This window comes from Zhenhengia yiwuensis (assembly GCF_014384995.1).
GTDB lineage: Bacteria > Bacillota > Clostridia > Lachnospirales > Cellulosilyticaceae > Zhenhengia > Zhenhengia yiwuensis.
Genome location: NZ_JACRSY010000005.1, coordinates 65336 through 79997, shown reverse-complemented (window position 1 = coordinate 79997; position 14662 = coordinate 65336). Strand labels below are relative to the sequence as shown.

At 35.3% G+C, this 14662-nt stretch carries 11 protein-coding genes; all 11 read left to right on the top strand.

From position 1 onward, the window contains the following. The first annotated feature begins 9 nt into the window (after nucleotides 1-9). Nucleotides 10-1104 (top strand): YkvI family membrane protein, encoded by a 1095-nt coding sequence (locus tag H8718_RS04320; protein ID WP_249331795.1) that lies wholly within the window; start codon nucleotides 10-12, stop codon nucleotides 1102-1104. A 462-nt stretch (nucleotides 1105-1566) separates the two neighbouring features. Further along, on the top strand, nucleotides 1567-2523 hold the full coding sequence (locus H8718_RS04315) for an ABC transporter permease (protein ID WP_249331792.1): 957 nt from the start codon (nucleotides 1567-1569) through the stop codon (nucleotides 2521-2523). Nucleotides 2524-2540: 17 nt separating this feature from the next. Beyond that, on the top strand, nucleotides 2541-3455 hold the full coding sequence (locus tag H8718_RS04310) for a carbohydrate ABC transporter permease (RefSeq protein ID WP_249331790.1): 915 nt from the start codon (nucleotides 2541-2543) through the stop codon (nucleotides 3453-3455). A gap of 65 nt (nucleotides 3456-3520) precedes the next feature. Next, on the top strand, nucleotides 3521-5089 hold the full coding sequence (locus H8718_RS04305) for an extracellular solute-binding protein (RefSeq protein WP_249331787.1): 1569 nt from the start codon (nucleotides 3521-3523) through the stop codon (nucleotides 5087-5089). 68 nt (nucleotides 5090-5157) lie between these two features. Continuing rightward, nucleotides 5158-6006: a YitT family protein gene (locus tag H8718_RS04300; RefSeq protein ID WP_249331785.1), complete on the top strand. Its 849-nt coding sequence runs from the start codon at nucleotides 5158-5160 to the stop codon at nucleotides 6004-6006. 122 nt (nucleotides 6007-6128) lie between these two features. Then, entirely contained in the window at nucleotides 6129-7157 is a 1029-nt protein-coding gene (locus H8718_RS04295; protein WP_177670536.1) for a glycoside hydrolase family 18 protein, read from the top strand. A 24-nt stretch (nucleotides 7158-7181) separates the two neighbouring features. Continuing rightward, nucleotides 7182-8600, top strand: a complete 1419-nt coding sequence (locus tag H8718_RS04290) for a leucyl aminopeptidase (protein WP_249331782.1) — start codon at nucleotides 7182-7184, stop codon at nucleotides 8598-8600. A 39-nt stretch (nucleotides 8601-8639) separates the two neighbouring features. Next, nucleotides 8640-9926: an alpha-L-fucosidase gene (locus H8718_RS04285; protein ID WP_177670540.1), complete on the top strand. Its 1287-nt coding sequence runs from the start codon at nucleotides 8640-8642 to the stop codon at nucleotides 9924-9926. A 25-nt stretch (nucleotides 9927-9951) separates the two neighbouring features. After that, nucleotides 9952-10983 carry a carbohydrate-binding family 9-like protein gene (locus H8718_RS04280; RefSeq protein WP_177670542.1) on the top strand — a complete coding sequence of 344 codons (1032 nt, stop codon included), beginning with the start codon at nucleotides 9952-9954 and terminating at the stop codon, nucleotides 10981-10983. Between the two features lie 12 nt (nucleotides 10984-10995). Beyond that, nucleotides 10996-13545 (top strand): transglutaminase domain-containing protein, encoded by a 2550-nt coding sequence (locus tag H8718_RS04275; RefSeq protein ID WP_249331780.1) that lies wholly within the window; start codon nucleotides 10996-10998, stop codon nucleotides 13543-13545. A gap of 92 nt (nucleotides 13546-13637) precedes the next feature. Beyond that, on the top strand, nucleotides 13638-14654 hold the full coding sequence (locus tag H8718_RS04270) for a LacI family DNA-binding transcriptional regulator (RefSeq protein ID WP_177670545.1): 1017 nt from the start codon (nucleotides 13638-13640) through the stop codon (nucleotides 14652-14654). Nucleotides 14655-14662: the final 8 nt, after the last annotated feature.

The window sequence follows — 14662 nt, the reverse complement described above, 5'->3', positions numbered from 1 at the left end:
GAGGAGGTTATGAAAGAGAAGTTTTTAGTCATGCAATTGGCAACTATCTTTGTAGGAAGTATTGTAGGGGCAGGACTTTCTTCAGGGAGGGAACTTAGTCAGTTTTTTTCAGAGTATGGATATAAAGGATTTATAGGACTTTTAATATGTGCAGTTTTTTATATATTAGTAGGCACTATGATTATTAATATAAGTATGAAGTATAAGGTAAAGTCATATAATGAATTTATTACACTTGTATGCCCCAAGGGTGTAAGTCAGTTTACCAATATTATACTGAGTTTGTTTTTGGTAAGTAGTACGGCTATTATATTTGCAGGAAGCTCAGCAGTAATTAATGAGTACTTTGGGATACCTAAATGGATAGGATTTACTCTGATGGTTGTATGTAGTATTGTATTTTTGCTTAGAAATACAGAAGGATTATTTGAAGTAAATAGTGTGATTGTACCGCTTTTAACTATTATTATGACAACTATATTTATTAGTTTTATCATGAGGTCACCAGAGACTATAAGCTGGGAGTACATAAAGAATTTACCTTGTGAAAAGAAAAATTGGCTTAGTTCAAGCTTTGTCTATACGGGGTTTAATATCATATCTGTGGTAGGTATTCTGGTACCTCTCACCTATGAACTTAGGAACCCTAAAGCCATTAAAAAGGGGATAATACTGGGGACCTGTATTTTAACTTTAGTGAGTGGATTTATCGTTTTTCTCATGATGGTCAATAGTAGCTATCCAAAGCTATATGAAATTCCTATCTTACAAATTGCTATGCAGGGAGGGAAAGTATTACAGATAGGTTTATTAATGGTGATTTGGTTAGAAATGTTTTCTTCCCAAATCTCTAACATATATAGTTTAACAAGGTGTCTTGAAAGTAAATTACATATTTCATATAAGAAAGGTATTTTTTTAATATTAGCACTAGCAGCACCGTTTTCGCTGATTGGATTTAGCAAGCTAGTAGATATTTTATATCCTATTTACGGTGTACTGAGTTTAGCTTTTGTGATGTGCTCAGTAATTTTTTATGTAAAGGATAACCTTAAAGTAATTTCCTACAAAAAAGTATACGCAAAATCAAGAGAAGAAGCATAAGATATAGCATGGGTGTGTTATAAAATGCGTTTTCTAGGAAGATGTCCTAACCTTACAAAAAGGAGAGGCATCTTCTTTTTTACATTTTGTGCTAATAAAAGTAAATAATTTGAAAAATTTTAGAAAAGTTTAGTAAAGGTAAAATAAAGTAATTTGTAACATACATAAAAGTGTATTTTGGGCTAAGTTAACAAGAAATTTCAAGGAGTATGGACAAAATGATTATAAAACAAGAGAATTTAAAAAATAAAAATGTATAATATCTATAAAACACGGTTGACAATAGTTCGTTAACAATTTATAATTTAGTTAACAAAAACTTACTAAAAAAGAAATAAAATTATACTTTAAAAGATTTGTTAAGTGCTTTAATGCATCTAGTAAGAAGGAGCTAAACTTACATAGATGAATGGATTGTAGTAAGAAAAAATTAGCTAGAAAATCACATGAGGGGGCAGACCTATGAAAAAAACTCCGCAAGACACAGCTGTAATCGGAGCTAAACAGTTAAGCTTTAAAGACAAAGCTGAAAACGTTTTAAAATGCTGGCAACTTTATGCATTTTTATTACCAGCTTTAGTTATCCTTATCCTTTTCTCTTATGTACCAATGTACGGTGTACAGTTAGCATTTAGAGATTACAACCCAATTATGGGGATTACAGGAAGCCCATGGGTAGGATTTGATCACTTTACACGTTTCTTCAATTCATACCAATTCAAACAACTTATTGGTAACACTTTAATCTTAAGTCTTTACTCTTTAATAGTAGGATTCCCTATTCCTATTATTTTAGCGTTAGCACTTAATCAAGTTAAAAACAGTAAATTCAAGAAATTAGTTCAAACAGTAACTTACGCACCACACTTTATCTCAGTCGTAGTACTCGTAGGTATGCTTGGGATCTTCTTCTCAGTAAATGGTGGTTTAGTAAACGAAGTTATTAAATTATTTGGTGGTGAACCAAAATTATTCATGGGTGAAGTTAAATACTTCAGACACATGTATGTATGGTCAGGAATCTGGCAAAGTATGGGTTGGAGTGCGGTTATTTACTTAGCAGCATTATCAGGTGTAAGTCCTGAGCTTCATGAAGCAGCTACAGTAGATGGTGCTACAAAACTTCAAAGAATTTGGAACATTGACCTTCCAACAATTCTTCCAACAATCGTTACATTACTTATCCTTAACTGTGGTTCAGTTATGAGTATGGGATTCGAAAAAGCATTCTTAATGCAAAATCCACTTAACATGGAAAACTCAGAAATCATTGCAACATATGTTTACAAAATGGGTCTTATCAATGCAGAATACGGATTCTCAACAGCAGTTGGTTTATTCAACTCAGTCATTAACTGTATCTTACTTGTAACAGTTAATAAGGTATCTAAGAAAATTGGACAAGACGGATTGTGGTAAGAAAGGAGGAGACATCAATGTTAGAAAAGATATTTGGAGAAGGCTTTAGCAAACAAGCAAAATCAGATAAGGTATTTGACGTTCTTAACTACATCGGCTTAGCGATGATTCTGTTACTTGTACTTTATCCACTTTACTTTATCGTAATCGCATCATTTAGTTCACCAGACGCAGTAGCAAGGGGTGAAGTTTGGTTATTACCAGTTGACTTCAGTACAGAAGGTTACCAAAGAATCTTCGAATACAAAGAAATTTGGACAGGTTACTGGAACTCACTTAAATATACAGTAGTAGGAACAGGTATTAACTTACTTCTTACTATTCCAGCAGCATTCGCTTTATCAAGAAAAGAACTTGTTGGTAAAAATGTGATCATGGCTCTTTTCACATTCACAATGTTCTTCGGTGGTGGTCTTGTACCAACATACTTACTTGTTAACAATTTAGGTATGAACAATACAATCTGGGCGTTAGTTCTTCCAGGAGCTGTAAGCACATATAACCTTATCGTAGCAAGATCTTTCTTCGCTCAAAGTATTCCAGAAGAGTTATATGAAGCATCTATCGTAGATGGATGTACTTACGCAAAATACTTCTTCAAAGTTGTATTACCAGTATCAAAACCAATCCTTGCAGTTATGTTCCTTATCTATGCAGTTGGTCACTGGAACTCATACTTTAGTGCATTAATCTACTTAACAGATAGAGATATGTATCCATTACAAGTAATCTTAAGAGAAATTCTTATTCAACAACAATCTGTAGCAGGCGGAAGTATGGCAAATGCAGAAGCAGTAGAAGCTCAGAGAAAACTTTCAGAGATGATCAAATACGGTGTAATCATCGTTTCTTCATTACCAGTACTTTGTATTTATCCATTCGTTCAAAAACACTTTGTAAAAGGTATGATGATTGGATCAGTAAAAGGTTGATACGGTCCTCCTTTTGGAGGACCTATAATCTGTTTAGTAATATAAAAAAAGAGAGGTATCATAGCATGACTAAATTTACAAGAGTACTTACTTTAGCAACAGCAACAGCACTTTTAGCTACTAGCTTAGTTGGCTGTTCATCAGACAAAGCTGCAACAAATGGTGCAGATAAAGTTGCAGTTAATGTAAACCTTGAAGGTTATCCATTAGTTGACCAACCAATTACATTAAAAGCATTCGCATTTGGTGAACCAGGTGGCGGTGATTGGAAAGACTTCCCAGTATTCCAAGCGTTAAATGAAAAAACAGGTATTAATGTAGAATTCCAAACAGTAAGTGGTGATGGTGCTGAAGAAAAACTAAACCTTACATTAGCATCAAACCAATTACCAGACGTATTTTTCTCAGGTCTTAGTGATACAATGATCAATAAATACGCAAAAATGGGTCTTTTCTTACCACTTGAAGATTTAATTGATCAATATGCTCCAAACATTAAAGCTTTATTAGAAGAAAGACCAGAAATTAGACAAGCAATTACAATGCCAGATGGTCACATCTACGCGATTCCAGCAATCAACGGTAACTTAGATGGTAACGTACCAACTAAATTATACTTAAACAAAACATGGTTAGATAAATTAGGTCTTGAAGTTCCAAAAACAACTGATGAATTCAAAGCTGTTCTTGAAGCATTCAAAACACAAGATCCAAATGGAAATGGTCAAGCAGATGAAATTCCATTCACATATGAACCAACACCACCATACAACATATGGAATGGGGATACAGGTTTAAGTGGTGCATTCGGTGTAACAGACAGTACAGCAAACTTAATGCTTAGAGACGGGGAAATCATCTTCGTAGGTACAGATGAAGGTTACAAAGAATACATCAAATGGACAAGAGATCTTTACACAAACAAACTTATCGATGCAGAAATCTTTACACAAGACCATAACCAATACATGGCTAAAAGAGGTTCTGATTATGTAGGTGCTTACCTTACACATGGTCCAGCAGATGGAACAGCTACAGAGTGGATTGCAATTGAGCCACTTAAAGGACCAGAAGGTCACCAATTATGGTCACAATTTGAACATGGTATTGATAAAAACCGTGCGATTATCTCTGCTACAAACCAATACCCAGAAGCAACTATGAGATATATTGATTCATTCTTTGAGCTAGAAAACTCACTTAATCTTAGATATGGTAAAACTTTAGTAGAAGCTGGTGACGGCAAATACGAAGTTATTACTTTAGAGCCAGGTGTACAAACAGAAGCACCAGGTCCATACGTACCAACACTTGAAACACCAGAAAGAATTAATGAATACTTAGTTCAAACAGAAAGTCAAATTGCATCACAAGAAAGATATGCAATGTATGAACCATACTTAGCTGATGCACTTCCAATCTTCAACTTCACAGCTGAAGAATCACAAGAACTTTCAACTATGGCTACAGATATTAGAAACTTCGTTTCTGAGAAAAAAGCTAAATGGACAACAGGCCAAGCAGATATCGATGCTGAATGGGATAGCTATGTAGAAACTCTTAACAAAATGGGATTAGAAAGATACATGGAAATCTACAGAACAGCTTACGAAAGAAGTTTAGAACAACAATAATTTAATATAAAGAAAGGCTCTCTTCATCTTGAAGGGAGCCTTTCTAGTACAAAAAGGAGTAAATAAAAGTGGACGTTAAGAAATACGGTAAATTTTTATTATTAAATATTATTGGATCAGTACTTTATGGGTTAGGAATTCATGCTTTTACAGCACCACAGCAAATTGCACCCGGGGGAGCAAGTGGTATTGGGATTTTAGTGAACTATGTAACAGGATTCCCGATAGGTTTTTTTACATTCTTATTTAATATCCCGCTTCTTATTTTGGCATATAAATATGTGACCAAGAAATTTTTTTACAATGCACTTTTTTCAATTACTTTATTTTCATTTATAACGGACTATGTAGTCGTTCTTTTTCCTACTTATAAAGGTGATCCCCTCCTTGCATGTATATTTGGTGGAGTATTTATGGGAGTGGGGCTTGCTTTAGTACATATGGCGGAGTCTACAACAGGTGGACTTACGATTTTAGGTGTTATTCTTCAAAAGAAATTTCCTCAATTTGAGGTAGGCAAGCTGATTTTTGTGTTAAACTTAACAGTGGTAGGGGCATCCGCTATTGTCTTTAACAATATTGAATCAGTACTGTATGCTATTATTGCCATTTATATTTCAAGTATGTGTATGGATGGTATGATTTGCAGCCTTAATAATAATAAATTTGTTGTTATTATCTCAGATCATAATGAGGAAATCAAAACATATATTAGTGATTCTACACGTAAAGGGTTTACTATTATGAATGGGATAGGGGGGTACTCTGAATCGGATAAGCAAGTCATTTTCTGTGCACTTGGAAAAAATGAATATGTAACGATTAAAAAGATGATTCATACAGTCGATCCACATGCATTCGTCATTATTACAGATGCTAGTGAAGTTATAGGCAATGGTTTCAAAAGTATGATTTAGATTTATTATTTTATTGAAAATTTTGCACAGAAATGATAAAATAAGACATAAGTTACTTAACAAAACTTATAAAGTAAATTAAAGTAAAGTTTTTAGTTATTATTACCAAAAAGGAGTACACCATGATGAGACACAAACTTATTGGTTATGTGAACACAGCAGACTTAGTAAATGTTACAGATGCTGATGCAAAAAACCTTGATATCATCAATATCGCATTTGGTCATGTTATTGATGGTAATGTTACATGGAATGCAGCCACAGATGCTACAAAAGATCATATGGCAAGAATCAGAAACCTAAACCCAGAGATTAAATTCGTTTTATCTATTGGTGGATGGGGTGCTGGCGGTTTCTCAGAAGCTGCTTACACAGAAGAAGGTAGAAAAAATTTCTCTAAAACAGCAATTGATATCGTACTTGAGTATGGTTTAGACGGTTTAGACTTAGACTGGGAATACCCATCATACACAGTAGCTGGTATCGGTGGATGCAAAGAAGACAAACAAAACTTCACAGCATTACTTAAACAAATCAGAGATGATTTAAACAAATTTGAAAAGTACTACATGCTTACAATTGCAGCAGGTGGCGGAAACTTCTACCTTAAAGGTGTAGAAATGGACAAAGTTGCAGAGCAATTAGACTATGTACAACTTATGACTTATGATCTTCGCGGAGGATTCCAAACTCTTACAGGTCACCACACAAATCTTTATGCACCAGAAATTGATTTATTTGCAGCAAGTACAGAAGAAGCTGTTCGTGACTTCATGGCAGCAGGTGTACCAGCAGAGAAACTTGTTATCGGTGTTGCATTCTACAGTAGAATGTGGAAAGGTGTGCCAAATGTGGATAATGGTTACCTTCAAATGGCTGAAACAGTTGGTACATATGGACCAAGCTACGGCGATTTAGCACAAAACTACATCAACAAAAATGGCTTTACAAGACATTGGGATGATGTATGTAAAGCACCATACTTATTCGATGGAAGTACATTCATTAGTTATGATGATGAAGAGTCAATCTCTCACAAAATCAAATATATGAATGAAAAAGGCTTATTAGGTGTAATGTACTGGGAATACGGTACAGATGAGACACATACTTTAACAGGCCATATGAGAAAAGAAATAGAAAAACTTTAAGAACACTAATGAGAAGGTGAGTTTATGAATATTACAATTAACGAGGCAGTAAGTAGTCAAGTAAATATTGAAATGTTTTATGAAGACCAAATGCCAGAAAACTTAATGTATTTAAAAGGTATGTTTGAGGGAAAAGCGAAAGAACTCTACACACTTGTTACAAATGAAGAAGTTGTTAAATATACTTTACTTATAGGTCTTGGCAAAGAAGCCGAGCTTACACAAGAAATCGTAAGAAATGCTGTAGCTAAAGGGGCAAGAAGAGTAAGAGAATTAAAATTAGATGCAGCAAACATTAAGCTTGTTAAGTCTAACGTTTTAACAGAAGTACAAATGGTTGAAGCAGTGACAGATGCTATTTGTCTTGGGTTATATGCTTTTGATAAATATAAAACAGACAAACAAGAAGCAAGCGAACTTAAGTTTTCAATTCAAGAAGTCGTGGAAGTAGAAACTGCTAACAGATGTGTAAAAGAAAGAGAGCACATTGCAGCGGGAATCAACATGGCAAGAGATATCATAAACGAACCTTCTAATGTGCTCTATCCAGAGACACTTGCAAATATTATCACACAGTGTGGTAAAGAAAGCGGCTTCGAAGTAGAAGTTCTAGAAGGTGAAGCTTTAGAGAAACTTGGCATGGATGCCATGTTAACAGTAGGAAACGGTTCAGTAAATAAACCAAGACTTATCGTAATGCGCCATATGAACGCTGGCGATGAAGAAATTTTCGGCCTTGTAGGTAAAGGGCTTACATGTGATACAGGTGGTTACTCACTTAAACACACAGATTCAATGTACTATCAAAAAACAGATATGAGTGGTGCGGCAAGTGTTCTTGGAACAATGATTGCACTAGCTAAAAACAACGTAAAGAAAAATGTTATTGGAGTTATTCCAGCCTGCGAAAACGTAGTATCAGGCTGTAGCTATAAAGTAGGCGATGTGCTTACAACAATGGCAGGTAAAACAGTACAAGTATTAAATACTGATGCAGAAGGCCGTCTGGCTTTAGCAGATGCCATTACTTATATTATTAGAGAAGAAAAAGTAGGTAAACTACTTGATCTTGCAACACTTACCGGCGTAGCTGGTGTTACTTTTGGAAATGTATATACAGCGGCAATCTCAAATAATGATGCTTTCTATAATGAATTCCTTAAAGCTGCTGAAGTAGCAGAGGAGAAATTCTGGAGACTTCCTACAGATGCTCGTTACAGAGAGTGGATTAATAGTGATGTAGCTGATATTAAAAATACAGGGGCTGCAGGTGGCGGTACCATCACTGCAGCAATGTTCTTACAAGAATTTGTTGAAGAACACCCATGGATTCATTTAGATATCGCAGCAACAGCATGTGTTGACCCTGCTGTTCGTGATTATGAATTCAGAGGCGGTACAGGCGTAGCAATAAGAACTCTTTATGAGCTTATTAATAATTAATAAAATAATAAAATTATTAAATTATTGGAGGGGTTTATTATGCAACAGTGGTTTACAGATGCTAAATTAGGTATTTTCATTCATTACGGAATTTATGCAGTAAAAGGAATCGCAGAATCATGGTCATTCTTTAACGGAAGAATTTCTTATGAAGATTACATGAGCCAATTAGATGGTTTTACAGCATCTAATTTTGATGCTGAATACTGGGCTGATATTATTGAAAAATCAGGTGCTAAATATGCAGTTCTTACAACAAAACATCATGATGGGGTAGCATTATTCGATACTCAATACAGTGATTTAAATGTTGTTAAGAAAACTCCAGCTAAACGTGATATCGTAAAAGAATTCTATGAAGCAATTCAAAAACGTGGTATCCGTTCAGGTGTTTACTACTCACTTATCGACTGGTCACATCCAGATTACCCAAGTGTATATGAAGGTGGTAGAGTGCCAGAAGATTTATCAACAGTAAATAGATTTAACGCTCCAACAGATGGCGTTCAAGATGAAGCGAAATGGCAAAGATTCTTAGAATTTAACAATAACCAACTTCGTGAACTTCTTACAAACTATGGTAAGATAGATCTTCTTTGGTTTGATGGTGACTGGGAAAGAAGTGCAGAGCAATGGAACCTTCCAGAGTTCAAACATTACCTTCAAAGTTTTAATCCAGATATTATCATCAACTCACGTCTTCAAGGACATGGCGATTACAAAACACCAGAACAAGGTATTCCAATCACTCGTCCAGTAGGACCATGGGAATTCTGTACAACAATTAACTCTTCATGGGGTTACCAACATAAAGACAATAACTATAAATCATTAAAACAAATTCTTCGTATGTTCGTTGACTGTATCAGCATGGGCGGTAATATGCTTCTTGATATCGGACCAATGGAAGATGGTACAATTCCAGAAAGACAAGTTGAAACATTACTTGGTCTTGGTAAATGGATTAAAGAACACGAAGAAGCTATCTACGGCACAGAAGATGGTATTATGCAACGTTACTGGGCTGGTGGAAGCACACTTTCAAAAGATAAGAAAACACTTTACTTATTCGTACATGATACACCACAAGAAAGCTTATGCTTAAAAGGTTTATCAACACCAATCAAACGCATCACTGTTCTTCACTCAGGCAAAGAATTAACTCATGAAGTACACGGTGGTGTGCCTTGGTTCAACATTCCAGGTACAACATGGATTAACATTAGACCAGAAGATGCACACGAACATATCACAGTAGTTAAAGTAGAACTTGAAGACGAAATCGATATGTACGGTGGTTCTGGTGCAGTTGTAACACATAACTAAGAGATTATTCGCTAGGAGACTATTCATGAGCGTAAATTATAGAATTCCTCAAACTGATATTGAATTTAATCCTCCTGTCTATATGTGTAAAAAGGCTACTAAGCCTTTTACACTTGACGGGAATATTGATAAACCATTCTGGGAAGACATTCCTTTTACAGATTACTTCGTAGATATTGAAGGGGATAAAAGACCAATGCCTCGCTTTAAAACAAGAGCGAAAATGACATGGGATGATGAAAACTTCTACTTCGGAGCTGTTCTTGAAGGACCAGAAATCTGGGCAACTCTCACAGAAAGAGACTGCGTAATCTTCCAAGATAATGACTTTGAAATTTTTATTGATTCAAACTCAGATACACATGCTTACTTTGAATTTGAAATGAATGCACTTAACACAGTATGGGATTTAATGCTTACAAAACCATACCGTGATGGTGGTAAACCAATTAATGCATTTGATATCCAAGGTATGCAAACAGCTGTACATATTGATGGTGAGCTTAACAATCCAAAAGCAGACAACAAACGTTGGATGGTAGAGGTTGTTATGCCATTTGCTGTTCTTCGTCAAGGTCAAGATGATTACAACCGTAATCCAAAGGCTGGAGAATACTACAGAGTTAACTTCTCTCGTGTACACTGGAGAGTAGATGAAACAGAAACGGGATTTACAAAACAAATCAATCCTGAAACAGGTAGAAGCTACCCTGAAGATAACTGGGTATGGGCACCTACAGGCTTAATTAATATTCACTACCCAGAATTATGGGGCTTTGTATTCTTCACTGAAGGGGATGAAACATATGAAATCCCTGAAGATGAATATACAAAATGGGAACTTAGAAGACTTTACTATAAACAACATGCTCACTATGATGAACACGGATGCTTTACAACTGATTTTGAAAAGCTTAAAGGTGAATGGAACTTTACTATTACACCAGAGATTGAAATCACAAAGAATGCATTTGAAATGAGAGCTACATCAAAAGACGGTAAGAGAGAGATTGTAATCTTCTCAGACAGCCGTACAATGATTACTGAAAAGAAATAAGGAGGCGCTTACATGATAGTATCTAATGAGTATAGACAGATTATTGAAGAGCGCTTTAATGAGGTAAGAGAGTTAGCTAAAGGCAGAAGTCATGAGTTATTTAGTGTTCTTGATACATGTAACGAAGACGAAGCAATTTGCCTTAAATACCTTTATGCCTTCATGCCAGAGCAAGACCTTGCAAACTATGATGGAGAATTATTCCTTAAATTTGTAAGAGCTGCTCTTGAAATGAGAAAACAAGTAGCTTGGGGAGAGAAACTTACGGACTCTTTATTCCTTAACTACGTACTTCAGTACCGCATCAACAATGAAAATGTTGAGTTCTACAAAGAAGCTTTCGCATCTGAAATCTTCCCACGTATTAAAGACATGAACATGCATGATGCAACCATTGAAACAAACTACTGGTGCTTTGAAAAAGCAACTTATCAGTCAACAGATATCCGTACAGCTTCTCCATTCACAGTACTTAAAAACACATATGGTAGATGTGGTGAAGAGTCTACACTTCTTACAGCTGCACTTCGCTCTGTAGGTATTCCTGCAAGACAAGTATACGCTCCAAGATGGGCGCACTGTGATGATAACCATGCATGGGTAGAAGCATGGATTGATGGCGAGTGGCATTTCTTAGGTGCTTGTGAGCCAGAAATGAAAATGGATACAGGCTGGTTTATGCTTCCTGCATCAAAAGGTATGCTTATCCACAGTAAACCGCTTTCAACACTTATTGAAGATGAAGAAATGGTATACCAAACAAAAGTAGCTACAGAAGTTAACCTTCTTAGCCATTATGCAGATACAAAACGTGTTACTGTTAAAGTAAAAGATGCAAAAGGTAATGCACTTGCTGGAGCTCATGTACGTTTTGAGCTTATCAACTACTCAGAACTTTTTGCGCTTGCAGAGCTGGAAACAGATAATAACGGCGAAGTAAGCTTCTTAACAGGATTTGGTGACCTTATGATTTGTGCACATAAAAATGGGGCACATGCATATGGACAAATGGATGTAAGAAAAGAAGATACTTTAGAAATTACAGTACCTGATGCATTCGTAAAAGAAGAAGGAATGAGAGAATTTACACTTATCCCAGCAACAGGTAAAAATCCTGTAGAAGAAGAGTTAGCAGAAGATGTTAAAGCAAAACATGAAGCAAAACATAGTAATGCATTAGCAATCCGCGCAGCATTTAAAGATACTTTCTACACAGGAGAAAGAGCAGAAGCTTTCGCAAAAGACTATGCACCATTTGAAGCAGAAGTTAAAGAGGCTATGGAAAAATCACTTGGCAACTACGCTGAGCTTATTAAATTCTTCCAAGATGAAGAGACAGCTGAGCTTTTAGAGTGGAAAGTGAAACTTTTAAGCACACTTAACAAAAAAGATTTCACGGATATTACATTTGAAATCCTTAAAGCTCATCTTCAAGGTGCTATAGCATTTAAAGATCAATATGAAGAAGATACTTTTGTAAATCATCTTCTTGCTCCAAGAGTTGTATTTGAAATGATTACAGCTTATAGAGAAGGTCTTGCAGCAAGTTTTGATGAAGAAACAAAAGCTAACTTCATGGCTAATCCTAAAGCAATTTATGAATATATTTTAAGTGAAGTAAAAGCTGGCGAAGAAACAGAGTATTCTACTTTCTACGCAGAACCAGAAGGTTTACTTAAACTTAAAGTAGGTAACAAAGTTTCAAGAAAAGTATTATTCGTAGCAATCTGTAGAAGCTTTGGTATCCCTGCTAAATTCAATAAAGATGACCAAACTGTATCTTACTTTAAAGAGGGTAACTGGGTGACTTTAGGTACACATGGTAAAGAAGTTAAGAAAACAAGCAAACTTACTTTAGTAAAAGAAAATAAAGAGCAAGCCTTTGATTACTACAAAAACTTTACAGTAGGTAAACTTATTCATGGTGTTTATAGAAGCTTTGAACTTGAGGGCGTATCATTTGAAGAAGATACTTTAGAGATGGACGTAGAAGCAGGTCGCTATCGTATCATTACAACAGATAGACAAGCTGATGGAACAATCCATGGTCGTATGTACTATGCAGAGGTAGCAGAAGGTGAAGAGGCAGTTATTACAATTGATATTTCACGTAAAGAAGATACAAAGCATGTTGTAGAGTTAAAGGATGCTACTGTAAAAACATTAGAAGGCGAAACAAGACAGCTTAAAGATCTTGTAGGTACTGAGCAAGCAATCATAGCATATCTTGAAGTAAGTGGGGAACCAACAGAGCACTTGCTTAATGAAATGCTTGATAGCTTAGATAAATACTCTACACTTAAACCGCACATTTTATTCATGCTTAAAGATGTATCAGATATTAATGACCCAACTCTTGCTAAGGTGCTAAAAGTGCTTCCTCATATCGAGCTTTATGTAAGAGAAGAAGAAGTAAACCTTGATCATTTATATGAAGCATTTGAAATCCATGATAAAAAACTTCCATTAGCTTATGTTATGCATGAACCAATGAAAGCAAAATATGCATGGGCTGGATACAATGTAGGTATTGGTGAATTGTTACTTAAATATTTAGGTTAAAAATAGAAAAATACTTAACGAAAAGCTTGACTTGGAGGACTAGGGGAAGAGATAATAAAGAAGAGACTCTTGTTAGATGAGGGGAGTAATACATGAGAAGAAAAAAAGAAGTTACCATGCAATTTATTGCAGACCAGCTGGGAATCAGTAAAGTTACTGTATCTAAAGCATTAAAAGGTCAAGATGGCGTAAGTGAGGAACTTAGAAAAAAGATTAAGGAAGTAGCTGCGCAGTTAGGATACAAGCTCCCAGGCAGTGAACAAGCAATAAGTACGCCTAAAAATATAGTTATTATGGTTCAAGAAAAATACGTAGATGCAAGAGAGTATACAACTTTCTATCTTCGTTTTTATCAAAAGTTAGCATCCAGTTTAACAAGAAGAGGTTACATGTGTAATCTTTATCCACTTGGAAGTAATATGCCTAGTGCTCAAGAAGTAAACAAAATGTTTATAGATAATGGCATTAGCGGAATCATCGTACTAGGTGATGTTAAGAAACAACATATTGAGGTGATTAAGGAATTAAATATCTCTATGCTCTTTCTTGATTGTTATAATGCAGATGTGAATGTAGACTGCATTGTAACAGATAATTACTATAGTACATTTGAGATTACCAACTATTTAATTAGATGCGGCCATAAATCTATAGGATTTGTAGGCAATATCAATGCAACAAGTAGTATTCAGGATCGTTTTTTAGGTTACTGCAGATCACTTATGGGTTCAGGGCTTCCGATTAATAACAATTGTATTATTCCTGATAGAGATGATTCTAACGAAGAGGTTGATTTTATCCTCCCAGAGGAAATGCCAACAGCTTTCGTTTGTAACTGTGATGATACAGCCTATAAATTTGTCAAGCATCTTACTGAAAAGGGCTATAAAGTTCCAGAAGATGTATCTGTTGTAGGTTTTGATAATGATATCTATGCAGAAATTTCTTATCCTAAGCTTACAACTGTGGCAGTGGATTTAGACGTTATGACACAGAAGGCAATAAATCTCATCATTGAAAAAGTTGAAAATGGTGACAAGGACAAGCAAAGTAGAATCTTTGTATCAGGTCAAGTCATTTATAGAAATTCTGTAAGCAAGATCAATTAATGATTTTA